Below are 23,221 nucleotides of genomic sequence, written 5' to 3'. Positions count from 1 at the left end.
GTCAGTCCTCCTCGACGTCGAACAGCTCGCTCGAGCGGTGACGCTCGAGCGCCGCGCCGACGAGCCCGCGGAACAGCGGGTGCGGCTCGGTGGGACGCGAGCGCAGCTCGGGGTGCGCCTGCGTGGCGATGTAGTACGGGTGCACGTCGCGCGGCAGCTCGACGAACTCGACGAGGTCGAGGTCGGGATTGAGGCCGGAGAACACCAGACCCGCGTCGCTCAGCTGCTGACGGTAGGCGTTGTTGACCTCGTAACGGTGACGGTGACGCTCCGAGATGCGGTTCGCCCCGTAGACCTCGGCCGCGAGCGATCCTTCGCCGAGGTCGGCCGGGTACAGCCCCAGGCGCATGGTGCCGCCGAGGTCGCCGCTCTCGAGGATGTCGACCTGCTCCGCCATGGTCGCGACGACGGGGTGCGCAGTGTCGGGGTCGAACTCGCTCGACGAAGCGCCCTCGAGGCCTGCCACCGTCCGCGCGTACTCGATCACCATGCACTGCAGGCCGAGGCAGATGCCGAGAGTGGGGATGCCCTGCTCGCGGGCGAATCGCAGCGCTCCGAGCTTGCCCTCAATACCGCGGATGCCGAATCCACCGGGCACGATGATGCCGTCGACGGCGCCGAGTGCCTTGGCCGCCCCCTCGGGCGTCTCGCACTGGTCGGACGGGATCCAGGTGATCTTCACCTGCGTCTCCTGGCCGAAGCCACCGGCCTTGATTGCCTCGGTCACCGACAGGTACGCGTCGGGCAGGTCGATGTACTTGCCGACCAGACCGATGGTGACCTCGTGCTTGGGATTGTGCACGGCGTTGAGCACGCGCTGCCAGCGCGACCAGTCGACATCGGCGGCCTTGGCGATGTCGAGGGCGTCGACGATGTAGGCGTCGAGACCCTGGTCGTGCATCATCGTGGGGATGTCGTAGATGCTGGGCACGTCGATGGCGTTGACCACCGCGTCCTCATCGACGTCGCACATGAGCGCGATCTTGCGCTTGTTCGACTCGGTGACGGGTCGGTCGCTGCGCAGCACGAGGGCGTCGGGCTGGATGCCGATCGAGCGCAGCGTCGCGACGGAGTGCTGGGTCGGCTTGGTCTTCTGCTCGCCCGAGGCGCCCATGAACGGCACGAGCGAGACGTGCACGAAGAAGACGTTCTTGCGCCCCAGCTCGTGGCGGATCTGACGCGCCGACTCGATGAAGGGCTGCGACTCGATGTCGCCGACGGTGCCGCCGATCTCGGTGATGATCACGTCGGGCTGCGGGCTCTCGCTGGCCTGCAGGCGCATGCGGCCCTTGATCTCGTCGGTGATGTGCGGGATGACCTGCACGGTGTCGCCCAGGTATTCGCCTCGACGCTCGCGCGCGATCACCTGCGAGTAGATCTGCCCCGTCGTGACGTTGGCTGCCTGGCTCAGCTCGATGTCGAGGAAGCGCTCGTAGTGTCCGATGTCGAGGTCGGTCTCGGCGCCGTCGTCGGTCACGAAGACCTCGCCGTGCTGGAACGGGTTCATCGTTCCCGGATCGACGTTGAGATAGGGGTCGAGCTTCTGCATGACCACGCGCAGGCCGCGGGCGGTCAGAAGGTTGCCGAGGCTTGCCGCCGTCAGGCCTTTACCCAGGGAGGAGACGACTCCTCCGGTTACGAAGATGTGCTTCGTCGTGAAGGTCTTGTCGTCTGAATGTCCCGCGTCCGAAGTCTGCATCACGGGCTTCGATCCTATCAGTCGCATCTGTCCGGTGGGCTCGCGGATTCACTCCGCTGGTCCCGCAGTCTGTCACCGACGTCCGACATCCAGATCACGAGGTCGTGACGATCCCGGGTCGGTGCATCGGGTCACCCGACCGCGCGGCCGGTCGCCAGCAACTCGCGCGCGTGGGTGAGCGCCGCGTCGGAGTCGCTCAGCCCCGACAGCAGGCGTGCCATCTCGGCCTCACGCTCGGCCCCCTCGAGCCGCCGCACACTGGATGCCGTGACCGCGCCGTCATTGCCCTTGACCACCGTCAGGTGGTTGCCGGCGAATGCTGCGACCTGGGCGAGGTGCGTCACGGCGATGACCTGCGACGATTCCGCGAGGCGCGCCAGGCGACGGCCCACCTCGATCGCCGCCGCCCCACCGATCCCGGCATCCACCTCGTCGAAGACGAACGTCGGCACCGGATCGACGCCGGCGATGACGACCTCGATGGCCAGCATCACGCGGCTGAGCTCGCCGCCCGAGGCCCCGCGCGACACCGGCCGCGGGTCGGCGCCGGGATGCGGAGCGAGCAGGATCGACACCTCGTCGCGGCCGTGTCCGGCCGGGGCGGCCGGTGCCACCTCGACCGTGAGGTGCGCGTCGGGCAGAGCCAGCGCGTGCAGTTCCTCGGTGACGGCGGCGCCCAACCGTTCGGCGGCATCCCGCCGCGCTGCGGTGAGCGCCTCGGCACGCGCATCGAGATCGTCCGCAGCGGCGTCCCGCTGGGCCTGCAACCGTTCGACGCGATCGCCGTCGTCGTCGAGCTCGACCAGTCGCGCCGAGCCGGTCTCGAGGAGAGCGATCGCGGCGTCCACCGACCCGTGCGTGCGCACGAGGCCGGCGAGCACGCCCCGGCGCTCGTCGACGGCAGCCAGTTCGTGGGGCCCCGACTCGTCGAGGTCGGCCAGATATCCCGAGAGCGCGACGGCGGCGTCCGTGGCGCGGTAGCCGAGGTCGGCCACCTGCTCGCCGATCACGGCCAACGCCGCGTCGCTGTCGGCGATGCGCTCGAGGGCGCGCCGCGCCTCGGCGAGGAGTGCGACGACATCGGGCGTCCCGTCGTCGTTCGAGAGCGCCGCGTGGGCGGTGACAGCCGCCAGGCGCAGCTCTTCAGCGTTGGCGAGGCGTTCGGCGCGTCGCGCGAGCTCTTCGTCCTCTCCGGCGACCGGTGCGACGGATTCGATCTCGGCGATGGCCGCGCGCAACTGGTCGGCCTCGCGCGCACGGTCGTCGCGGTCGGTCGTCAACGTCGTCAGTTCGGCATCCAGCGCCCGCCAGCTCTCCCACGCCGCGCGGTAGGCGGCACGCGCAGCCGACACCGGCTCACCGCCGAAGCGGTCGAGCGCCTCGCGCTGCGCTGCCGACGATTTGAGCCGGAGCTGGTCGGACTGCCCGTGCACGACGACGAGGTCGTCGGCCAGGTCGGCGAGAACGCCCGCGGGCGCGGTGCGACCGCCGACCGTTGCGCGTCCGCGCCCTTCGCTCGACACGGTGCGCCCCAGGTACAGCTCCGCTGCGCCGCCGCCGACGGGTTCGACGTCACCGCCCGCTTCGCGCACGCGCGCCGCTACAGGGCCGTCCTCGGGCACGAGCCAGACGCCCTCGACCGCCGCCTGAGCAGCCCCCGACCGCACGGCGCCGGAATCGGCCCGCTGTCCGAGCAGCAACCCGAGGCCCGTCACGACCATCGTCTTCCCCGCGCCGGTCTCGCCCGTGATCGCTGTGAAACCCCGCCCCATGGGGAGGGTCGCCTCGGCGATGACGCCGAGGTCGCGCAAGCGCATCTCTTCGATCACGCGGCACCTCCCGGCATCCCGCGCCAGCCCGTGACAGGGAGCTGGAACTTGCGCACGAGACGGTCGGTGAAGACGGCGGGGTGCAGACGTGCGAGACGCACCGGACGAGAGGACCGCCGCACGACCACGCGCGCACCGGGCGGCAGCTCGTGCGAGCGCCGACCGTCGCACCACAGGATGCCGCTCCCGCTCGTGCGCTCGAGCACCTCGACGGCCACGCTCGCGTCGGGGCCGACGACGAGCGGACGCGCGAACAGCGCATGCGCCGAGAGAGGCACGACGGCGATCGCCTCGACGCTGGGCCAGACGACGGGCCCGCCGGCGGAGAAGTTGTAGGCGGTCGAGCCGGTGGGGGTCGCGATGACCACACCGTCACATCCGAAGGACGACAGCGGTCGACCGTCGACGGCCATCACCACCTCGAGCATCCGCTCGCGGCTGGCCTTCTCGACGGTGGCCTCGTTCAGCGCCCACGTCTCGTAGATGACGCGGTTCTCGGCGTCTTGGATCTTCACCGCGAGGGCCAGGCGTTCTTCCACGGTGTAGTCCCGGTCGATGACCCGGCGGACGGCGTCATCCATGTCATCGCGCTCGATCTCGGCGAGGAAACCGACGTGACCCATGTTGATGCCCAGGATGGGGGCCGTTCCCCCTCGCACCATCTCAGCCGCACGGAGGATCGTGCCGTCGCCGCCCAGGACGATGGCCAGCTCCACGTCGTCTATCTGGACATCGACACCGAGGGTCGCCACACCCTCGAGCGAGAGCCGCTCGGCGAGCTCGGGGCGATCTTCGGCCGAGACGACCGGCACCGCCCCCGCCGCACGGACCGCGGTCAAGATGCGCTCGGCGGCGTGAACGGTGTCGTCACGGCGCGCGTGGACGACGAGGAGGATTCGGCGATCGCTGGATGTCATCGGCTTCCGGTCAGTCGGGTCACGGTGCTCTCCCATTCTGAGGGGTCGCTGCCGTGCGCAGCCGAGAACCACGCGACGTACTCCTGGTTGCCGCGTGTTCCGACGATCGGCGAGGCGATGAGACCCGCGGTGCGCAGCCCCTCGTCGAAAGCGGCCCACAGCACCCCGTGCACAGCATCGGAACGCAGCGCCGGATCGGTCACGAGCCCACCCTTCACCGCCGTGCGGCCGACCTCGAACTGCGGCTTGATGAGCAGCACCACCTCGGCGTCCGTCGCTGCGGTCGCGACCACCGCGGGGAGCACGTGGGTGAGAGAGATGAAGGAGAGGTCGCCGGTCACCACGTGGGGGCGCTCTGCGACACCCGTCACGGCGGCGAGGGAGTCGGCGGTCATGAACCGCACGTTATACCCCTCCACCGACACCACGTCGGGATCGGATGCCACGACGGTGGACAACTGCCCGTGACCCACGTCGACGGCGAGCACCGGACGCGCTCCGCGCTCGCGCAGAACCTGGGTGAACCCGCCCGTCGAGGCGCCGAGGTCGAGGGCAACCCTCCCCTCGACGGCGATCGGGAACGCGTCGAGCGCCGCGACGAGCTTATGGGCACCGCGGCTGACGTAGTGATCCGCCCCCGCCACCTCGATCGCGGTGGACGCGTCGACCGGCGCGGAGGGCTTCACCACGGGGCGACCGTCGACGCTCACCAGTCCGCCCGCGATGAGCTGGGTCGCGTGCGAGCGGCTTCTCGCGAGTCCGCGGGCGGCGAGCTCGGCGTCGAGACGGGGACTCACGCGCGCGATGCCGTCGACGTGTCGGTCGGGGCCGACTCGAGACGTCGCGCGAGCTCCTCGTGAACGGCGGCGTAGGCGTCCGCGCGGGTATCGAGCGGCTGCGCCTCGATCACGCGGAGCCGATCGACGAGCTCGGGCCCGGCATCCCTCGCGGTGCTCTCCGACATGGATGCCATGCTACGTCGTCAGCGCACGCGGAACGGGTCGATGTACAGACGCTCCGGAACGCGGAACCCGAAGATCGCGCGGCCCGAGTTCCAGATCGCGGCGGCACCCGCGCGCAGAAGATCGATCTGACGTCCCTCCGACACGATGCGCAGGTCGACGCCGTCGATCTCGACGACCGCGTCGCCCACGCGCGTGCGCTCGCCCTTGACGATGGTCGCCGGGTACGGCTCGAAGAGCTGACGCAGGTCCTCGACGATGTAATCGGGACGTTGCGAGGCAATGGCGGCCAGGATCTGCTTGGGCCGATCGATGCCCGTCAGCACGAGCACCGACGGCATTCCCGCCGTCTTGGCGCCTTGGATGTCGGTGTCGAGCCGGTCCCCGATGAAGAGGGGCGCCCGCGCCCCGGTCCGGGCGACGGCCTCGTCGAAGATCGGACGCTCCGGCTTGCCGGCGATCGTCGCGAGGCGACCGACCGCCGTGTGCACGGCCGACACGAGCGTGCCGTTCCCCGGTGCGATCCCGCGGGCCTGCGGGATCGTCCAGTCGGTGTTGGTCGCGACCCACGGGATGCCGCCGTCTTCGACGGGCGTCGCCAGCGCGTACGCTGCCTCCGCCAACTGCGCCCACCCCACCTCGGGCGCGAAGCCCTGGACGACCGCCGCCGGGGCGTCGTCCGCGCTGCGCGTGACGACGAACCCGGCTTTCTCGACCTCGACGACGAGGCCCTCGCCGCCGATGACGAGCAGAGTCGACCCCGCCGGAACGAGGTCTTTCATCAGCCGCATAGCCGCCTGCGGACTCGTCGTCACGTCGGACGGCTGCACACGCAGACCCAGCGACGACAGGTGGGCCGCTACCGAAGCGTCGGTGCGCGAGGCGTTGTTGGTGATGTAGCCGAGCTGCTTCCCCTCAGCCTGGACCCTGTTGAGGCTCTCGACCGCGTGCGGGAGGGCACCGGGACCGGCGTACACGACACCGTCCAGATCGGCGAGCACCACATCGATGCCGTCGAGCGGGGTCGCCCCCTGCTTGCTCCGGCCGAAGATCACCGCTCGTCCTCGCGCTCGCCCGCCCGGTCGTCGATGTCGCCCTCAGCGGACCCGTCGACCGCGTCGTCATCGGACGCGACCGCGGCATCGACGTCGACGTCCTCGTCTACGGGGATGACTCCGGATGCCACGTCTACGCCACCCTCATCGTCGATGAGATCGATCTCCTCGACGACGATCACCTCGCGGTCGGCGACTCCGGCGGCGGCATCGAGGGCGTCGGCGGCGATCTGCGCGCGACGCTCCCACTCGGAGGCCTCCTCGTGGCGTCCCAGCTCCTCGAGGACGGCTGCGCGAGCCGAGAACAGAGCGGGGCTCCACTCGAACGCGCGGTCCGGGTCGGCCTCGGGGATCTCGAGCTCCTGCAGGGCCCGTTCGGTCTCACCGAGATCGAGGCGCGCTCCCGACATGGCGATCGCGAGTTGCACGCGCACAGGCACTGCGAGGGTCGAACGGTCCACCGCGCGGCCCTCCTCGAGCGCACGGTCGGGACGCCCCACGCCGCGCTCGCTGTCGACGATGAGCGGAAGCTGCTCGTCAGAACCGGTGATGCGACGGTGCGTGCGCAGCTCGCGCAGCGCCAGGGCGAAGTCGCCGACGGCGTAGGCGGTGATGGCGACGGTCTCGCGGACCACACCTACGCGTCCGGCGCTCCGGGATGCCGCCAGCGCGTGCTGATGAGCCAGCTCGGGGTCGTCGTCGATCAGGCGTGCTGCCATGGCGAGGTGCCGTGCGACGTTCTCTGCGTTGTCCTTGCTGAGGGTCTTCAGTTCGTTGCGTGCGGCACCGGGCAGGTCGTACGCCGTCACGTCATCGGGGATCTCCGGCCCCCGCTCACGTCGATCCTGGGGCGGACGCGTGGCGCGCGAATCTTCCCGGTCGAAACGTCGGGGAGCGCCCGCGCCCGGGCGACGGTCGCCGGAGGGCCGGCGTTCGCTGCTTCCGGAGCGTCGAGCGTCGCCCTCGCGGCGCGGACGCCCGGTGCTCTCACCGTCGCGGCGGAACGGGCGGCCACCATCGCGCGGCGGACGCGCGTCATTGTCCCGACGGAACGGACGATCACCGTCACGCTGCGGACGCGCGTCATTGTCCCGACGGAACGGACGGCCACCATCGCGCGGCGGACGCGCGTCATTGTCCCGACGGAACGGACGATCACCGTCACGCTGCGGACGCGCGTCATTGTCCCGACGGAACGGACGGCCACCATCGCGCTGCGGACGCGCGTCATTGTCCCGACGGAACGGACGATCACCGTCACGCTGCGGACGCGCGTCATTGTCCCGACGGAACGGACGGCCACCATCGCGCTGCGGACGCGCGTCATTGTCCCGACGGAACGGACGATCACCGTCACGCTGCGGACGCGCGTCATTGTCCCGACGGAACGGACGATCACCGCCCGCGCGAGGAGGGCGCCCGTCGTTGTCTCGACGGAAGGGACGCTCACCGTCGCGCCGCGGAGCGCGTTCACCACGGGGAGACGATCCCCGGCTCTGCGAGGACTGCCTGCGATCGGATCCACGCTCGTTCGAACGCTGGTCTCTTCTCTCGCGATCGTTCGCGTCGTCCGTCGACATGACTGTCCGTCCCCGGAAAAATGTCCGTAAATGCGAAATGGCCACCCAGCGTTGGGTGGCCATTTCGTTAAAGGAAGTCCGGCGGTGTCCTACTCTCCCACAGGGTCCCCCCTGCAGTACCATCGGCGCTGAGAGGCTTAGCTTCCGGGTTCGGAATGTGACCGGGCGTTTCCCTCTCGCTATGGCCGCCGAAACACTATTGATGTGTTCGTAAACCAACAACGATTGTTTCATTGTTGTTGTTCTCGACCGTACATCGAGAACCACTCAGTGGACGCAAGCACCAAAAACAGGTGTGTTATCAAGTCATCGGCTTATTAGTACCGGTCAGCTTCACGTATTACTACGCTTCCACATCCGGCCTATCAACCCAGTAGTCTGGCTGGGAGCCTCTCACCCACAAGGGGCATGGAAGTCTCATCTTGAGGCCGGCTTCCCGCTTAGATGCTTTCAGCGGTTATCCATCCCGAACGTAGCTAATCAGCGGTGCTCCTGGCGGAACAACTGACACACCAGAGGTTCGTCCAACCCGGTCCTCTCGTACTAGGGTCAGATCCTCTCAAACTTCCTACGCGCGCAGCGGATAGGGACCGAACTGTCTCACGACGTTCTAAACCCAGCTCGCGTACCGCTTTAATGGGCGAACAGCCCAACCCTTGGGACCTACTCCAGCCCCAGGATGCGACGAGCCGACATCGAGGTGCCAAACCATGCCGTCGATATGGACTCTTGGGCAAGATCAGCCTGTTATCCCCGAGGTACCTTTTATCCGTTGAGCGACAGCGCTTCCACAAGCCACTGCCGGATCACTAGTCCCGACTTTCGTCCCTGCTCGACCTGTCAGTCTCACAGTCAAGCTCCCTTGTGCACTTACACTCGCCACCTGATTGCCAACCAGGTTGAGGGAACCTTTGGGCGCCTCCGTTACATTTTGGGAGGCAACCGCCCCAGTTAAACTACCCACCAGGCACTGTCCCTGAACCGGATCACGGTCCTAAGTTAGATATCCAGAGTGACCAGAGTGGTATTTCAACAATGACTCCACACTCACTGGCGTGAATGCTTCACCGTCTCCCACCTATCCTACACAAGCCACACCGAACACCAATACCAAGCTGTAGTAAAGGTCACGGGGTCTTTCCGTCCTGCTGCGCGTAACGAGCATCTTTACTCGTAATGCAATTTCGCCGAGTTCGCGGTTGAGACAGTTGGGAAGTCGTTACGCCATTCGTGCAGGTCGGAACTTACCCGACAAGGAATTTCGCTACCTTAGGATGGTTATAGTTACCACCGCCGTTTACTGGGGCTTAAATTCTCAGCTTCGCCTTGCGGCTAACCGGTCCTCTTAACCTTCCAGCACCGGGCAGGCGTCAGTCCGTATACATCGTCTTGCGACTTGGCACGGACCTGTGTTTTTAGTAAACAGTCGCTACCCACTAGTCTCTGCGGCCACCACACCCTTTCGGAGCAAGTCCTAATAAGTGGATGGCCCCCCTTCTCCCGAAGTTACGGGGGCATTTTGCCGAGTTCCTTAACCACGATTCTCTCGATCTCCTTGGTATTCTCTACCTGACCACCTGAGTCGGTTTGGGGTACGGGCGGCTTGAACCTCGCGTCGATGCTTTTCTCGGCAGCATAGGATCACCCACTTTTTATCCGCATCGTGTCTCAGCCTGCATGACTCCCGGATTTGCCTAAGAGTCGGCCTACGCACTTGCACCAGGACAACCATCGCCTGGCTTGGGCTACCTTCCTGCGTCACACCTGTTAATACGCTAGCCGCACCAGCATGGGGTCGAGCGTTCACACGGACGACCATCACCCCGAAGGGATCCGGAACATTCCGAGCTAGGACTCTTAGCACCACTGGATTGACTGGGGCGGTTCTTCGCCGGTACGGGAATATCAACCCGTTGTCCATCGACTACGCCTGTCGGCCTCGCCTTAGGTCCCGACTTACCCAGGGAAGATTAGCTTGACCCTGGAACCCTTGGTCTTTCGGAGGACGTGTTTCTCACACGTCTTTCGCTACTCATGCCTGCATTCTCACTCGTGTAGCGTCCACGGCTGGGTCACCCCGCCGCTTCACTCGCCACACGACGCTCTCCTACCCATCAACACGGCTGGACCACGAAGGCCTACCAAAAATGTCAATGCCACAACTTCGGTGGCGTGCTTGAGCCCCGTTACATTGTCGGCGCGGAATCACTTGACCAGTGAGCTATTACGCACTCTTTCAAGGGTGGCTGCTTCTAAGCCAACCTCCTGGTTGTCAAAGCAACTCCACATCCTTTCCCACTTAGCACGCGCTTAGGGACCTTAGTTGGTGGTCTGGGTTGTTTCCCTCTCGACTATGAAGCTTATCCCCCACAGTCTCACTGCTGCGCTCTCACTTACCGGCATTCGGAGTTTGGCTGACGTCAGTAACCTTGTAGGGCCCATCGGCCATCCAGTAGCTCTACCTCCGGCAAGAAACACGCAACGCTGCACCTAAATGCATTTCGGAGAGAACCAGCTATCACGAAGTTTGATTGGCCTTTCACCCCTATCCACAGCTCATCCCCTCAGTTTTCAACCTAAGTGGGTTCGGTCCTCCACGACGTCTTACCGTCGCTTCAACCTGGCCATGGATAGATCACTTCGCTTCGGGTCTAGGACACGCGACTGAATTGCCCTATTCAGACTCGCTTTCGCTACGGCTACCCCACACGGGTTAACCTCGCCACGTATCGCTAACTCGCAGGCTCATTCTTCAAAAGGCACGCTGTCACCCCTACTAAGGAGGCTCCAACGGTTTGTAAGCAAACGGTTTCAGGTACTATTTCACTCCCCTCCCGGGGTACTTTTCACCTTTCCCTCACGGTACTTGTCCGCTATCGGTCATCTGGGAGTATTTAGGCTTATCAGGTGGTCCTGACAGATTCACACGGGATTTCTCGGGCCCCGTGCTACTTGGGATACTCTTCACGCCAAGAACAAGCATTTCGACTACGGGGTTCGCACCCTCTATGACCGGCCATTCAAAACCGTTCGTCTATACCCTCTTGTCACGTCGACTGCTCGGCAGAACAATCCGAAAAGTCCCACAACCCCCCACACGCAACCCCTGCCGGGTATCACACGCATAAGGTTTAGCCTGATCCGGTTTCGCTCGCCACTACTCACGGAATCGCTGTTGCTTTCTCTTCCTGTGGGTACTGAGATGTTTCACTTCCCCACGTTCCCTCTACCCGCCCTATATATTCAGGCGGGAGTCACCAGGTACGCACGCGCCCTGGCGGGGTTTCCCCATTCGGACACCCTCGGATCAAAACTCGCTTATCAGTTCCCCGAGGCTTATCGCAGATTGCTACGTCCTTCTTCGGCTCCAGATGCCAAGGCATCCACCGTTTGCTCTTAAAGACTTGAAATCACATGAGTTGAATCGTCAAAAAATTGACTAATGATCTTTAAGATCATCTTCACCACACAACCCCGAAGAGTTGCATGGAAGATGCTCGCGTCCACTGTGTAGTTCTCAAAGTACGGGCGGAACCCCCTCCACACCCACCAACCGGCAGGCACAAAAGAGGCCCAGAGGAACACACACCAACCACCACCAGCCTTCCGACTAGCGCGATCAGCGCCCGGCCCCTCAGGACCCAACAGCGTGCATGCCCCACCACCGAGAGCCCCCACCTTTCCGACCACCGAAGTGATGTACTCAGCAGAAACCCCCACCAATGAGGCCTCGTCAAATGTTCCACCCATGAGCTAACCAGCGAGACACATTCGGTCCCGACCTGGCGCCTGGACACCACAACCCACAGACTGTGACGCCAGATGCTCCTTAGAAAGGAGGTGATCCAGCCGCACCTTCCGGTACGGCTACCTTGTTACGACTTAGTCCTAATTACCGATCCCACCTTCGACGGCTCCCTCCACAAGGGTTAGGCCACCGGCTTCAGGTGTTACCGACTTTCATGACTTGACGGGCGGTGTGTACAAGACCCGGGAACGTATTCACCGCAGCGTTGCTGATCTGCGATTACTAGCGACTCCGACTTCATGAGGTCGAGTTGCAGACCTCAATCCGAACTGGGACCGGCTTTTTGGGATTCGCTCCACCTCACGGTATTGCAGCCCTTTGTACCGGCCATTGTAGCATGCGTGAAGCCCAAGACATAAGGGGCATGATGATTTGACGTCATCCCCACCTTCCTCCGAGTTGACCCCGGCAGTATCCCATGAGTTCCCACCATTACGTGCTGGCAACATAGAACGAGGGTTGCGCTCGTTGCGGGACTTAACCCAACATCTCACGACACGAGCTGACGACAACCATGCACCACCTGTTCACCAGTGTCCAAAGAGTCCCGTATTTCTACGGTGTTCTGGTGTATGTCAAGCCTTGGTAAGGTTCTTCGCGTTGCATCGAATTAATCCGCATGCTCCGCCGCTTGTGCGGGTCCCCGTCAATTCCTTTGAGTTTTAGCCTTGCGGCCGTACTCCCCAGGCGGGGAACTTAATGCGTTAGCTGCGTCACGGAAACCGTGGAATGGTCCCCACAACTAGTTCCCAACGTTTACGGGGTGGACTACCAGGGTATCTAAGCCTGTTTGCTCCCCACCCTTTCGCTCCTCAGCGTCAGTTACGGCCCAGAGATCTGCCTTCGCCATCGGTGTTCCTCCTGATATCTGCGCATTCCACCGCTACACCAGGAATTCCAATCTCCCCTACCGCACTCTAGTCTGCCCGTACCCACTGCAGGCCCGAGGTTGAGCCTCGGGATTTCACAGCAGACGCGACAAACCGCCTACGAGCTCTTTACGCCCAATAATTCCGGATAACGCTTGCGCCCTACGTATTACCGCGGCTGCTGGCACGTAGTTAGCCGGCGCTTTTTCTGCAGGTACCGTCACTCACGCTTCTTCCCTGCTAAAAGAGGTTTACAACCCGAAGGCCGTCATCCCTCACGCGGCGTTGCTGCATCAGGCTTCCGCCCATTGTGCAATATTCCCCACTGCTGCCTCCCGTAGGAGTCTGGGCCGTGTCTCAGTCCCAGTGTGGCCGGTCACCCTCTCAGGCCGGCTACCCGTCGACGCCTTGGTGAGCCATTACCTCACCAACAAGCTGATAGGCCGCGAGCCCATCCCAGACCGAAAAATCTTTCCAAACATGACCATGCGATCACGCCTCATATCCAGTATTAGACACCGTTTCCAGCGCTTATCCCAGAGTCCAGGGCAGGTTGCTCACGTGTTACTCACCCGTTCGCCACTGATCCACCAAGCAAGCTTGGCTTCACCGTTCGACTTGCATGTGTTAAGCACGCCGCCAGCGTTCATCCTGAGCCAGGATCAAACTCTCCGTAAAAGAAAAAAGCTGCCTAACCGGAATAAGGTCGGGACAAGCGAGTTCAATCTGACCAAAGAGATAAATCATTGCTGACTATCCGTTGCCAAACCCCGAAGGGTTGGACTTTGATCCAAAGGAATTCTCACCAGACCAAACGGTCCGACGAGGAATAAATTGGCATTTGACAAGTGCACGCTGTTGAGTTCTCAAGGAACGGACGCACCCACAGAAACAGTCATCTCGACCAACCCGTGAGGCAGTTCACTTCTATATATGGCCACCGACGACACGAACAGCAAGACAGCGCTCGTAAACGAGAGTGTCAGCTGTGGGTGTGTGCCGAGTGGCAGGATCCCAACTGTAGACCAGAGAGGTGAAACTCTCAAGTGCTGTTGTCGGGATTGATTCACCGCTTGAGAGGACGCGGGGCCTTCCGGCCGCTCCGCTCTCCCCTGTGGGGCGAACAAGTAATAAGTTACGTGGGTTCCGGGATCTCGGCGAATCGAGGCCCATCCCGGGCGTGTCGCGCAGCGGCCAAGCGCCCTGCGGGGTGATCGTGAGGCATCCCGCCGTCAGGAGGCGGCGAGACGATCCGGTCCGCCCCATCCGCCGACCCAGGCCTCGACGTGAGGTTCGTCGCGGAGCACGTACGCGCCGGAAAGAGTGAGAGTGCTCTCGGCGATGCCGGCGGTCGTGCCCCACCGCTCGCGTCGATGGCGGGCGCGACGCGACATCACCCGGCCCAGCGGAGACGCCGCCTGGTCGATCAGTCGCAGCGCATCGACGTCAGCGTCACTCAGCGAGGCAAGGGCGGTGGAGAGGGGGGCGGCATCCTGGATCACCAGCGGTCTCTCGAGGCGCAGGGTCAGGCGCGCGTCGAGACCTTCGGCATCGGTGGCGACGCGGACGCGCGGGTCTGCGCGCACGAGCGGGCTTCGCGCTTCGGTCGGAAGCACCACCGCAGCCAGGGGGAAAGCCGCGAGAATGGAGTCGACGCACACGAACTCGGCAGAGGCGCTGAGTCCGGCCGGGACCTCGACCACCAGATCGGGGGCGGCGGGTAGAAGTCCGCGTCCGGCGGAGCCCGGCACCGGGATCTTGCTCGCGAGAAGCAGGGTCTGCCGATTGCCCTCGCGGGCACGGTCGTCGCCGGATCGTCCCGCCCAGTCGGGGCCGTCGTGCCAGGCGACGGCATCCGGGACATGAGCGAGCACGGCGCCGGCCTGCCACGCCCGGTGCGCCCACTCCCAATCTTCTCCGCCGTAGGACGCGAACTCTTCGTCGAATCCCCCGAGCTCACGGAAGAACGCGCTCGAGCACGCCATGACAGCACTGATGACGTACCGGTACGAGCGGTCGTCAGCGCGCAGGAGGTTGTCGCTGCGCACGTAGGCGTCACGGAGCCACGCCGGCTCCGGCAGCTCACGGGCGGGGCCGGCCTCGGCGACGGGCACGGCGGCATCCATGTCGTTCAAGTCGGCGTGACGGCGGCGACCCACGGTCACCGCCTCGGGCAGCAGAGCGGGAAGGCGGGAGATCCGCCGCACATAGGCGGGCTCGGGGGTGGTGTCGGCGTCGAGGAAGCAGAGCACGTCGCCCGTGGCGGCAGCGGCACCGAGGTTGCGGGCGGCGGCGGCCCGGAACCCGCGGTCTTCCTGCCGGACCAGGCGGACACCGGCAGGGACATCGGGCTTCTGCGGGGATCCGTCATCGGCGACGATGACCTCGAGGCGGTCGGCCGGGTGATCCTGCTGCCGCAGCGCGGCGAGCGTCCGCGCGAGCTCGGCCGGCTGGTCGTAGTGCGTCACGATCACGCTGACCCGCGGGGGTTCCGGCTCGCGATGGGCGACGAGGTCCCACCGGTTGCCCGGGACCCATGGCATCCGGTCGTTCCACTCGCCGCTCATCGGAAGATCTCCGCCCACCACCGGAGGTACGCGCGGGCCGCGTCGACACGGCCGAACGGCACCGGGTCGAGGCCGTGCCACGTGCGCCGCGCATCGACGCGCGCCGCGGCGACCTCCTCGGCCAGGGCGTCGGGCTCGACCACGCGGAGGGCGCCCGGGCGGAGCGCGACCATCTCATCGACGTAGCGATTGCGTACGGCGAGGGGCCGGCGGCCCCAACCGATCCACGATGCCAGCGAACCCGACGCCGACACGTGGCGGTGGGCGATCACCGGCACCGCGACTCGACGGGCGCGAGCGATCATCTCGGGCTCGTCGAGCCATCCCGTCACCTCGACGATCACACCGGCGTCGTCGGCGCGACGGACGAAGGCGTCGAGGTCGGCGGCGTGCCCGTCGGAGGCGCGACCGAGGACGGTGAGACGGCTCATGCCCGCCGCGACGGTGGCGGCGAGCGCCTCGTCGTGGCCCTTGCCGGGGTAGAAGAATCCGAGCACACCGACGGCATCATCGTGCGGCACGGATGCCGACGACTCGACCGTCTCGACCGGGAGCGGCACGACGGCGACCGGCCCGTCCCAGACCCCCTCTTCGCGCAGCAGCTCGCGCTCGTGCGCACTGTTGACGGCGACGGCGCGGGCGGAGGCGGTGACGGCACGGTAGAACGCCTGACGGCGCGGGCGATTGCGCTCTCCGTCGGACGCCTGCGGGACGTCGTGCAGGGTCACCGTCAACGGGTGCCTGTGCGCGAGCGCCACGACGGTGCGGCCCGCCTCTTCCGGCGACGCCCCCCACAGCCGATCGGTGACGTGCGCGTGCAGCGGCGTTCCCGCGGGGAGATCAGCGAGCGCGTCCGGCGTCGTCACGCGCACGTCCGGTCGCTGCCGGGCAAACTCGGCCGCGACTTCGCGGGCGTAGACGGCGACGCCGTGCGGCCCGGGGTGCACCAGGAGCACCGGCGGGACGGCATCCGGGATCGGGAGCTCGATCATGCGGCGCCCGCCCACGTGCGTAGGAGCGGCTCCATGCGCGCCGCGACCGCGGCGAGCAGGGCGGGGCGTTCGGCGTAGTACGCCAGGTGCGCCTCGCGGACGAGCTCGGCGGAGAGGGGCTCACCCGCGACGATCCAGTCGGGGCGGGGCGTGGCGTCCAGTTTCCACGCGTCGACGACCCAGGGCTCCAGCGGGGCGCGGACGCCCGCGAGGATCGGGCGCCCGGGATCGACGACTCGGCCGGGTGCGCCGAGGGCCGCGACCAGCCGCTCCCCGAGCGGGAGGAACAGGGCGTTTCCGGGGTGGTTCACGGTGCGCGCGAGATCTTCGACGACAGGGGCGAAGAGGTCGGATGCCGCGATGTCGAGGCCGAGGGCCTCGCGGCGGCGGAGCTCGGCCACCGAGGCGTCGGCGATGGCGTGCACGGCAGCGACGGGCAATTCGGCGGGGACGGGGGTTCCGGCGGCCTCCGCGACGATGCGCACGTCGTGGTAGGCGACGAGAGGGGGATCTTCGGGGAAGGCGGGGAGGCGGAGGACCGCCTGGAACGGGTGCAGACCCGCGAAGCGGACGGCCGGAACCGTGACGGCGCGGGCCGCGGTCGGCAGCGAGGCGCGCAGCTGTGCGGTACCGAGAGGGAGGCCACGATAGTCGTCGCGGATGGGCTGCGAGACGAGGAACGAGGCCCCCGCGAGCAGCTCGTGCAGACGCCGGGCGTCGTCGGCCGTGAGCTCGTGGACGGCGGGGACGCGGATGGCGGGAAGGGCGTCGGACGCGATCACCAACCGAAGTGATTCCGCTTGACAATTGCCCACGACCAGGCCGAAATTCTCGGGCAACGGCGTCAGACCGAAGAATTCGCCGTAGTGCCGGCGTCGCGCTATCACCGCCTCGCCGTGGTCCGCAAGGCTTCCCAGCCGCTCACTCTCGCCACCCATGATGTGAAACGTATCCGTCGGTGTCATCGTCGTCCCAACCGCCCCGTTGCATTGCGATGTGCCTGGCGATGCGGTACGCGCACGCCATGGCCACATCACCGCACGAGGAGGAAAGAAGATCGTCGCCACCACTGTTCCCCCGGTTCGCATCGCCGCGGTGCCCTCGAACCACCCCTATGTCGCGGCCATCGCCGATCCCCGTCGCGTGACCCTCCTCGCCGATCCCCCGCCGCCGGGTGCTCCCAGCGGCCAGTGGTGGCCGCCGCAAGTGCTGCTGCCCGAGTGGCTCGAGGCGCACGCCGATGACTTCGACCTGGTCCACGTGCATTTCGGTATCGAGTCCTACGGGCCTGACGAGCTGCGGGCAACGGTGGCGACTCTGCACCGCCTCGGCAAACCCCTCGTCTACACGGTGCACGATCTCGAGAACCCTCAGCTGAACCAGCAGGATGAGCACCTCGCGTCGGTCTCGGTGCTCGCGGCGGGGGCGGACGAGCTCATCGCGCTCACCGACAGCGCCGCAGCGGCGGTCGAAGCGATCGCCCGGCGATCGGTCGCCGTGATCTCTCACCCGACGCTGCTCGGACACGGACCCCGCCCCTCCGGCCGCACCGGAACCACCGTGCGCATCGGCGTCCACCTTCGCGATCTCCGACCGAACATCGACGGCGTCGGCACGACCGCCACCCTCGTCCGGGCCATCGCCGACCTGCGTGCCCGGGGTGCACGCATCGACGCACTCGTGCGGACGAACGAGCGGGTCCGCGACGCGGAGGCAGCGGCATCCATCGACCGTCTCGTCGAGGGCGCCGACGGCGTCACCGTCGAGCGCGGCGCGCGACTCGACGACGACGCGCTGGCCGCGTGGCTCGCCGATCTCGACGCGTGCATGCTCCCCTATCGTCACGGCACCCAGTCCGGCTGGGCCGAGCTCTGCTACGACCTCGCGGTGCCGATCGTGAGCACGCGGATCGGACACATCGCGGCGCAGCATCCGGACGACTTCCACTCCTTCGACGTCGGCGACCCGGTCTCGCTCGCCCGGGCGATCGTGGATGCCACCGCGCCGGCGTGGACGACCCCGGGATCGCTCGCACGCGCGACCGAGGTGGAGCGTCGGCAGGCGGAGCGGCGCGCCGAGCTGGACGTTGTACGCGCGGCGCATCTCGAGGTGTATCGCCGGGCGCTGTCGAGCGAGGTGGCCGCGTGATCCGCGGTGCGCGCCCGCTGCGGGTGCTCGTCGTCGCACCCTCGCGCTACCCGCTGCGCCAGCCCCACGCCGGCGGACTCGAAGCCTGCGTGTGGGATCGGGTGCGGTGGCTGCGTGCCCGCGGCCACGAGGTGACGCTGTGCGCGGCGGAGGGATCGGACTTCCTCGGCGACGTGCCCGAGTTCCGCCTTCCCGTGCCCGAATGGACCCGGCCCGAGGACTCGTCGGACACCGAGTACCCGGAGGGGTACGCCGCCGCCGTCGATTCCGCGTACGACGCCGCTCTCGACCGGCTGGTCGCCGATCGGCACCTGTACGACGTCGTCGACAACCACAGCCTCCACCCGGCTCCGATCCGGTGGAGCCGAGCGGCCGGCATCCCGGTCGTCACCACGCTGCACACGCCGCCGCTCGAACCGATGCTGGCGGCGGCGTCGGAGGTGCGCGACAGCCCGCACCGCTTCGTCGCCGTGAGCCAGGCGACGGCGCGCGCGTGGTCGGTGGAAGGGGTGGACGCCTTCGTCTTCCCCAACGGCATCGACACCGACCAGTGGACGCGCGGTGACGGCGGGCCGTCGTGGGTGTGGTCGGGGCGCGTCGTGCCCGAGAAGGCACCCCACCTGGCCATCGAGGCCGCCCGTTCGGCCGGTGCGCACATCGTGCTGGCGGGACGCATCGGCGATGTCGATTATTTCGAGCAGGAGATCGTGCCGCGCCTCGGTGCCCACGCGCGCTACGTCGGTCCGCTGCGTCAACCCGACCTGTGCCGTCTGGTGGGGTCCTCGGCCGTCGCGTTGGTGACCCCCATGTGGGAAGAGCCGTTCGGTCTCGTCATCGCCGAAGCGCTGGCAACGGGTACACCCGTCGCGGCGTTCGACATCGGAGGGGTGTCGGAGGTGCTGGCCGGGATGCCGGGGGCGGCGACGGTCATGCCCGGCGACGTCGTGGCGCTCGGCGAGGCGGCGGCACAGCTCGCCGCGGAGGGCGCGCGCGAGCCGCTCACCCGCGTGTGGACCCGGCGGGCCGCCGTACGCCAGCACTCGCTCGCGCAGCGCTACCGCGAGGTCGAACGCGTGCTCGCCCACACCGCTCAGCCCGTCGCCGCGCGACGCGTGCCGGCGGTGTCGTGGTGATCGGCTGGTACGTCCACCACCACGGCTTCGGCCATGTCTCGCGGTTCCTCGCGGTGCAGCCGCACCTGCGCGACAGCGTGATCGCGTTCTCGTCGATGCCGCGACCGGCCGCTCTCGCCGGTGACGTGGAGTGGGTACTGCTGCCGGAAGACGCCGATGCGTTCGAAGGGCGGGACGGCAGGCGCGTCGATCCACGGGACGCCGACCCGACGGTGCGCGGCCACCTGCACTGGGCGCCGCACGGACACCCCGGGCACCGGGCGCGGCTCGCCGCGATCGCCACGGCGGCCGTGGAACGCGAGTTGGAGACCTTCGTCGTCGACGTCAGCGCCGAGGTCGTCGCCTTCGCGCGACTGCTGGGGCTCCGCACGGTCGCGGTCACGCAGCCGGGGGTGCGGGTCGACCCCGCGCACGTGCTCGCCTACGACCTGGCCGACCGCATCGTCGCACCGTGGCCCGAGGGCGCCGTGCCCGCGCCGGGGCTCTCGCTGCACGGCGATCGAGTGACGTGGACGGGCGGGATCTCGCGCTTCGACGGGCGGCCTGCGTCGGAGTCGACGGATGGTCGACAGGTGCTGCTGCTCGGGCGCGTGCTGCGCCCCGGAGTGCGCGACCACGCCGCCCGCCTTCTCCGTGAGCGTGGATGGACCGTCACCTCGGTCGGGCACGACGACACCTCGCGCGTCGACGACCCCTGGCCGCTACTCACCCGCAGCACGGTGGTCGTCAGCGCGGCGGGGCAGAACAGCGTCGCCGACCTCGCGGCATCCGGAGCCCGTGCCGTCGTCATCGCGCAGGATCGACCCTTCGACGAACAGCACGCGACGGCCGACGCCCTGGTGGCCTGGGGCCTCGCCCGGCAGGTAGAGGAGACGGTTTTGGCCTCCGACCTGGCAGATCTCGTCGAACGTGCGGCCGACGACATCCCCGACTGGACGCGGTGGCGCATCGCCGGCGCCGCGCAGCGGATGGCCGACGCCATCGAGGGGGCGCTCCCGTGAAGACCGCCGTCATCACCGTTGCCTCGGCCGCCCGCCGGGAGCACCTCGAGCGTCAGCGGCGCGTGCTCGCCGAGGTGGCGGGCGACATCGTGCGGGTGGAGGCCTGGCTCGACGAGGCGCTGCCGGATGGCATCCGGGATGCCGACACCATCACGCTGCACGTGCCGCCGGGGCCTCACGGATTCCGCGTCGGCGAGGGGCGCAATCGGGCGGCGGCGGCCGCGATCACCGCCGGCGCCGAGCTGCTGGTGTTCCTCGACGTGGACTGTCTGCCCGGGCCCGACCTGCTGACCGCGTATCGCGCTGCGGCGGACGCGCACCCGGAGGCGCTTCTGGCCGGCGCCGTCACCTACCTCGCGAGCGTGCAGCGCCCGGAAGGAGCCCGCGACCTGCCCTTTCTCACCCGTCCGCACCGGGCGCGGCCGGCGCTTCCCGCGGGCCGGACCCGAGCAGCGACCGCGGCGGAATACGACCTGTTCTGGTCGCTGTCGTTCGCCGTCACGCCCGGCACATGGAACCGCATCGGCGGCTTCCACCCCGGTTACGAGGGCTACGGCGCCGAAGACACCGACCTCGGCTGGACGGCCCGGGCGCGGAACGTCGAGATGCGGTGGGTCGGCGGGGCGGATGCCTACCACCAGTGGCATCCGGTGTCTTCTCCCCCGTGGCAGCACCTCGACGACATCCTGCGCAACGGCGCCGCGTTCCACGAGCGGTGGGGGGTGTGGCCGATGGGCGGGTGGCTGGACGCCTTCGCCGCGGCCGGGGCGATCGAGCGGCGCGGCGACGGATGGGCGCGGGTGCGCTGAGGGCGTGGCGACCCGGTCTTCGATCGGGACGGGGGCCGACGGCACGGGGGCGATAGTCCGGGATGATGCCGCACGAACGGTGCGTGTCGGACGCTCGACGGGTTGCGGGGACGGCGAAGCCCCGACGCGGGCTGCGCCGGGGCTTCGTCGAGGCGATCAGGCGCGGCGGAGCCAGACCGTGGTCTCGCCGGGGAGGGTGTCGCCTTCGAGCGCGGTGCTGGCCAGCAGCACCTCGCCGACCGGGAGCGGCGCCGGCTCCGCGCCGAAGTTCGTCACGACCGTCCAGCCGTTCGGGCGTTCGAAGGCCACGACGTCGTCACGACCCGCGTCGATCCACTGCAGCTGCTCGTCGGTCTGCAGTTCGTGGCGCAGGTCGAGCGCACGGCGGTACAGCGACAGCGTCGAGGCCGGATCGCCGTCCTGCACGTCGACCGCGTAGGTGCCGAACCACTCGGGCTGCGGGAGGTGCGCGCCTCCCTCGCCGAAGCCGAACGCGGATCCCTCCGCACTCCACGGCAGGGGTACGCGGCATCCGTCGCGCCCCTGGTCGATACCGGGGCTGCGGAAGAACGTCGGGTCCTGCCGGTCGGCGTCGGGGATCTCGGCGACCTCGTGCAGGCCCAGCTCCTCGCCCTGGTACAGGTACGCCGAGCCCGGGAGGCCCAGCACGAAGGTGGCCGCCGCGCGGGCGCGGCGCTCCCCGCGTGCGGTGTCGAGCGTCGGCGACTGGCCGCCGGAGAGCAGCCACTCGTTGCCGTGCTTCAACGTGGGTCGGCCGTCGGCGCCGCGCTCGGCATCCGGGAGGCCGTAGCGCGTGGCGTGGCGCACGACGTCGTGGTTCGACAGGACCCAGGTGGTCGACGAGCCCGACTCCGCGGCGAGCGCGAGGTTGTCGGCGACGATGCGGCGGAACTGCGCGGGGTCGAAGTCGGCCTCGAGCAGGTCGAAGTTGAACGCCTGGCCCAGGCTCTCGGCGCTGGCGTACAGCGGCACGCGCGAGGGGTGCACCCACGCCTCGGCGACAGCGGTGCGCGGCGGGTCGTACGAGTTGAAGACCTCACGCCACTCGGCGTACACCTCGTGCACGTCGTCACGGTCGATCAGCGGGTGCGTGCCGTCGAAGGGGAGGGCCGCAAGTTCGGCGCGCGAGGGCAGCGGCTCGGTGAGGTCTTTGGTGAGCATGTGCGCCACGTCGATGCGGAATCCGTCGACCCCGCGGTCGCTCCAGAACCGGAGGGTGGTGAGGAAGTCGTCGCGCACCTCGCGGTTGTCCCAATTCAGGTCGGGCTGCGACACGTCGAAGTTGTGCAGGTACCACTGCCCGTCGTCGACGCGCTCCCACGCCGACCCGCCGAAGAGCGACTCCCAGTCGGTCGGCGGCTCGGCGCCGTCGACGCCGGTGCCCTCGCGGAAGATGTACCGTTCGCGGGCTGCGGAGCCGCGGCCCGCGGCGAGCGCCTCCTGGAACCACGCGTGCTTGTCGGAGGTGTGGTTCGGCACGATGTCGACGACGATCCGGATGCTGTGGGCGTGCAGCTGCGCGATGAGCTCGTCCATGTCGGCCAGGGTCCCGAGCTTCGGGTCGACGTCGCGGTAGTCGGCGACGTCGTACCCGCCGTCGGCGAGGTCGGAGGGATAGAAGGGGCTGAGCCAGATGGCATCCACCCCCAGCTCGGCGAGATACGGCACACGCGAGGTGATGCCCTTGATGTCGCCCAGGCCGTCGCCGTCGGTGTCGGCGAAGCTGCGCGGGTAGACCTGGTACACCACGGCCTGGCGCCACCAGTCGGGGGCGTCGGAGAGCTCGCGGGTCTGCACGGAGGGTGCGGCGGTGGTCACGGTTGTCCTTTCG

The 23,221-nt window shown here is 67.5% G+C and carries 16 protein-coding genes and 3 rRNA genes; 5 read left to right on the top strand and 14 right to left on the bottom strand.

The genetic code is table 11. The features are described 5' to 3' along the window. Position 1 precedes the first annotated feature (1 nt). The 7 genes from QE410_RS02370 to QE410_RS02340 form a co-directional block, all read right to left on the bottom strand. Complete coding sequence (locus QE410_RS02370; protein WP_307334312.1) at positions 2-1,699, bottom strand: CTP synthase; 1,698 nt, start codon at positions 1,697-1,699, stop codon at positions 2-4. Positions 1,700-1,830: 131 nt separating this feature from the next. Next, on the bottom strand, positions 1,831-3,528 hold the full coding sequence (gene recN / locus QE410_RS02365; RefSeq protein ID WP_307327356.1) for a DNA repair protein RecN: 1,698 nt from the start codon (positions 3,526-3,528) through the stop codon (positions 1,831-1,833). Next, complete coding sequence (locus QE410_RS02360; RefSeq protein WP_307327354.1) at positions 3,525-4,445, bottom strand: NAD kinase; 921 nt, start codon at positions 4,443-4,445, stop codon at positions 3,525-3,527. Before QE410_RS02360 ends, recN begins: the two co-directional genes overlap by 4 nt. Further along, the gene (locus QE410_RS02355) at positions 4,442-5,242 is read right to left on the bottom strand and encodes a TlyA family RNA methyltransferase (RefSeq protein WP_307327351.1); all 801 of its coding nucleotides are present in this window, start codon (positions 5,240-5,242) and stop codon (positions 4,442-4,444) included. Before QE410_RS02355 ends, QE410_RS02360 begins: the two co-directional genes overlap by 4 nt. Next, positions 5,239-5,409 (bottom strand): hypothetical protein, encoded by a 171-nt coding sequence (locus QE410_RS02350; RefSeq protein WP_307327349.1) that lies wholly within the window; start codon positions 5,407-5,409, stop codon positions 5,239-5,241. The genes QE410_RS02355 and QE410_RS02350 overlap by 4 nt, the downstream gene beginning before the upstream one ends. 18 nt (positions 5,410-5,427) lie before the next feature. Further along, on the bottom strand, positions 5,428-6,459 hold the full coding sequence (locus QE410_RS02345; protein ID WP_307334309.1) for an HAD-IIA family hydrolase: 1,032 nt from the start codon (positions 6,457-6,459) through the stop codon (positions 5,428-5,430). Beyond that, a complete protein-coding gene (locus QE410_RS02340; RefSeq protein ID WP_307327348.1) occupies positions 6,459-7,181 on the bottom strand; it encodes a hypothetical protein in 723 nt (240 codons plus the stop codon). Before QE410_RS02340 ends, QE410_RS02345 begins: the two co-directional genes overlap by 1 nt. Between QE410_RS02340 and QE410_RS02335 the strand changes: the two genes are divergently transcribed. Continuing rightward, complete coding sequence (locus tag QE410_RS02335; RefSeq protein ID WP_307327347.1) at positions 7,140-8,072, top strand: hypothetical protein; 933 nt, start codon at positions 7,140-7,142, stop codon at positions 8,070-8,072. The two genes, QE410_RS02340 and QE410_RS02335, sit on opposite strands and share 42 nt — an antisense overlap. 46 nt (positions 8,073-8,118) lie before the next feature. Here the strand turns inward: QE410_RS02335 and rrf are convergent. The 6 genes from rrf to QE410_RS02305 all read right to left on the bottom strand — a co-directional run bounded on the left by rrf (position 8,119) and on the right by QE410_RS02305 (position 17,216). Next, positions 8,119-8,235, bottom strand: a 5S ribosomal RNA gene (gene rrf / locus QE410_RS02330). Between the two features lie 104 nt (positions 8,236-8,339). Next, positions 8,340-11,452 (bottom strand): 23S ribosomal RNA (locus QE410_RS02325). Positions 11,453-11,875: 423 nt separating this feature from the next. Beyond that, a 16S ribosomal RNA gene (locus QE410_RS02320) occupies positions 11,876-13,397 on the bottom strand. Together the 16S, 23S and 5S rRNA genes form the textbook arrangement of a ribosomal RNA operon. 554 nt (positions 13,398-13,951) lie before the next feature. Beyond that, positions 13,952-15,286 (bottom strand): glycosyltransferase family 2 protein, encoded by a 1,335-nt coding sequence (locus QE410_RS02315; protein WP_307327346.1) that lies wholly within the window; start codon positions 15,284-15,286, stop codon positions 13,952-13,954. After that, the gene (locus QE410_RS02310) at positions 15,283-16,278 is read right to left on the bottom strand and encodes a glycosyltransferase (RefSeq protein ID WP_307327343.1); all 996 of its coding nucleotides are present in this window, start codon (positions 16,276-16,278) and stop codon (positions 15,283-15,285) included. Before QE410_RS02310 ends, QE410_RS02315 begins: the two co-directional genes overlap by 4 nt. Then, positions 16,275-17,216 carry a WcbI family polysaccharide biosynthesis putative acetyltransferase gene (locus QE410_RS02305; protein WP_307327341.1) on the bottom strand — a complete coding sequence of 314 codons (942 nt, stop codon included), beginning with the start codon at positions 17,214-17,216 and terminating at the stop codon, positions 16,275-16,277. Before QE410_RS02305 ends, QE410_RS02310 begins: the two co-directional genes overlap by 4 nt. Before the next feature lie 58 nt (positions 17,217-17,274). On the opposite strand from QE410_RS02305, the gene QE410_RS02300 reads away from it, so the two are divergent. The 4 genes from QE410_RS02300 to QE410_RS02285 are packed head-to-tail and all read left to right on the top strand — an operon-like array spanning position 17,275 to position 21,369. Beyond that, positions 17,275-18,426: a glycosyltransferase gene (locus QE410_RS02300; RefSeq protein ID WP_307327338.1), complete on the top strand. Its 1,152-nt coding sequence runs from the start codon at positions 17,275-17,277 to the stop codon at positions 18,424-18,426. Beyond that, a complete protein-coding gene (locus QE410_RS02295; RefSeq protein ID WP_307327335.1) occupies positions 18,423-19,559 on the top strand; it encodes a glycosyltransferase in 1,137 nt (378 codons plus the stop codon). Before QE410_RS02300 ends, QE410_RS02295 begins: the two co-directional genes overlap by 4 nt. Then, complete coding sequence (locus QE410_RS02290) at positions 19,553-20,560, top strand: glycosyltransferase (RefSeq protein WP_307327331.1); 1,008 nt, start codon at positions 19,553-19,555, stop codon at positions 20,558-20,560. The genes QE410_RS02295 and QE410_RS02290 overlap by 7 nt, the downstream gene beginning before the upstream one ends. After that, on the top strand, positions 20,557-21,369 hold the full coding sequence (locus tag QE410_RS02285; RefSeq protein ID WP_307327328.1) for a galactosyltransferase-related protein: 813 nt from the start codon (positions 20,557-20,559) through the stop codon (positions 21,367-21,369). The genes QE410_RS02290 and QE410_RS02285 overlap by 4 nt, the downstream gene beginning before the upstream one ends. A 156-nt stretch (positions 21,370-21,525) precedes the next feature. Here the strand turns inward: QE410_RS02285 and QE410_RS02280 are convergent, their stop codons facing one another. Further along, complete coding sequence (locus QE410_RS02280) at positions 21,526-23,208, bottom strand: alpha-amylase family glycosyl hydrolase (RefSeq protein WP_307327325.1); 1,683 nt, start codon at positions 23,206-23,208, stop codon at positions 21,526-21,528. Positions 23,209-23,221: the final 13 nt, after the last annotated feature.

The sequence above is a fragment of the Microbacterium sp. SORGH_AS_1204 genome, assembly GCF_030818935.1.
In the GTDB taxonomy this organism is placed as follows: Bacteria; Actinomycetota; Actinomycetes; order Actinomycetales; family Microbacteriaceae; genus Microbacterium.
This window is presented reverse-complemented; position numbering and strand designations above follow the sequence as displayed.

Excerpts from the sequence above, each read along its gene's own strand:
- QE410_RS02315 (WP_307327346.1), bottom strand. The coding sequence starts at position 15,286 with ATGAGCGGCGAGTGGAACGACCGGATGCCATGGGTCCCGGGCAACCGG.
- QE410_RS02340 (WP_307327348.1), bottom strand. The coding sequence starts at position 7,181 with ATGGCAGCACGCCTGATCGACGACGACCCCGAGCTGGCTCATCAGCAC.
- QE410_RS02370 (WP_307334312.1), bottom strand. The coding sequence starts at position 1,699 with ATGCAGACTTCGGACGCGGGACATTCAGACGACAAGACCTTCACGACG.
- QE410_RS02305 (WP_307327341.1), bottom strand. The coding sequence starts at position 17,216 with ATGGGTGGCGAGAGTGAGCGGCTGGGAAGCCTTGCGGACCACGGCGAG.
- QE410_RS02350 (WP_307327349.1), bottom strand. The coding sequence starts at position 5,409 with ATGTCGGAGAGCACCGCGAGGGATGCCGGGCCCGAGCTCGTCGATCGG.
- QE410_RS02310 (WP_307327343.1), bottom strand. The coding sequence starts at position 16,278 with ATGATCGAGCTCCCGATCCCGGATGCCGTCCCGCCGGTGCTCCTGGTG.
- QE410_RS02360 (WP_307327354.1), bottom strand. The coding sequence starts at position 4,445 with ATGACATCCAGCGATCGCCGAATCCTCCTCGTCGTCCACGCGCGCCGT.
- QE410_RS02335 (WP_307327347.1), top strand. The coding sequence starts at position 7,140 with ATGAGCCAGCTCGGGGTCGTCGTCGATCAGGCGTGCTGCCATGGCGAG.